The 1,562-nt window shown below is 60.6% G+C and carries 2 protein-coding genes; both read left to right on the plus strand.

The window, feature by feature from the left end; genetic code table 11:
* On the plus strand, window positions 1-1,210 hold a 1,210-nt coding region (locus tag GX444_14015), incomplete at its 5' end, for a hypothetical protein (protein NLH49697.1).
* Window positions 1,203-1,562 (plus strand): hypothetical protein (locus GX444_14020; protein NLH49698.1); only part of this gene is annotated, 360 nt, incomplete at its 3' end. The genes GX444_14015 and GX444_14020, both read left to right, overlap by 8 nt.

A 1,562-nucleotide genomic window follows, 5' to 3' on the forward strand; every position in this document is an offset into this window, starting at 1 on the left:
CATGGCTCGGCAGTTTACCCTCAAGAAATGTGTCACGGCCTTCTCCAACGTGCGGATGCAAGAATACTTCGAAGCGCGAAAAATTCCAATCGGAATCGATCTGCGCCATGTCGCCGAGGAGGACACGAAGCCCATCATCGACGCCATCGGCGCGCTTCCCCCCGATGCCCGCGCGGAGGTGGAAAGGGATTTTCAGGACGCCTTCTCCCTCGGCGATGAGGGCGGCTTGAAATCCATCCTCGCCGAAGCGGACGATCTCGGCAACGACTTGACTGATCATCTCTCGCGGATCGACGGCCATGAGGACAAAGCCCTCTGGACGCTGATCCACTCCCCGGACGCCTTTGAAGCGGCCCGCACCTGGCGCACGGTCGAGACGCTCAATTTTCGTCGTCACCGGAAAGACCTGCCCAAGGCCGCCCCGCCGTGCGACGACCATGTCAAGGAAAAGCTCAGCAAAGCGCTGGTGGCCTTTTTCGCCAAAGAGGCCCGTGGACGATATTGCGAAGTCGACATCTTCGTCCGCGACGGCTCGGCCGATCCCGTCACCGGGGAGATCAAGGGCGGCCGCACTTTGTACTGCGCCTACCCGGAGGATTACGCCACGACCGACATCGGGTACGACGAACATGGCAAGCGCAAGCGTCGCACCCGGCGCACGGCCTTCGAAATCATCTTTCAGTATTTCCACGACGAGGGCCGCTTGAGCCTCTACGCCAAGGGCGACAAGAAAAGGGCGCTGGCGCTTCAAAGGATTTTCATCGACCAGGTGCTGGATATGGAGATTCCGTTCGACCTGCGCGGCGATCGGGTTTTTGAACTCGACGGCTTGAAAAACCCGTCCATGGCCTTCCCGACGCCGCCGGAAGACGGGGTTGAGTACGTGCTGCTGAAGTCGTTACGCCTTTCCATCCCCGGCGAGCCGGGCAAACGCATCACGATCGAGGCGAGCGGGAACCACAACGGCAACTCCAGCCTGCCCGCGCAAAATCTCCACGCATTTCTCCAGGAGTCCCTGGACCAGGAAAAAATGCCGTTGGACCGGTATCGCGTCACTCACGCGACGATGCAGGTGAAATTCCCCGGAAAGGGACATCGCGGCAGCGTCACCTTCGGCATCACCTGGCCCGATTCCTGTTCCTTGCGCGATGAGGAATCCCACATGAGGATCAAGCAGTATCTCAAGGATTGGAGCATCGACCGTGCGTAGCTTTCTCTTGGAGATACTGAATCGATCCGCCGGCCGCAACGACGCTCTGTTCGACTGGCAGGACGCGGACCGATGGCCGGCGGGAGCCATCGACCGGTTTGTGAAGGCGGGGTTGCTTAAACCGGCCGAGCCCGCCACGGCCGTCCGTTGCGATGGTTGCGAGCGGGAGTGCTTCGAGCGGGTCGAGGTCAAGCAAAGAAAAGGCAAGCCCTCGCTGGCGGTTATCCACTGCCGCGAAGATCCGGACATCGGCCGGGTCGAGGTTGATTTTGCGCGGCTTCGAAGATGGCGCGTTGACTGGGAAAAAATCCGCGAAGCGGTATCAACCGCCCTGGAATCGTCCGGCCCGATC

It is taken from the genome of Myxococcales bacterium (assembly GCA_012517325.1).
Lineage (GTDB): Bacteria > Lernaellota > Lernaellaia > Lernaellales > Lernaellaceae > JAAYVF01.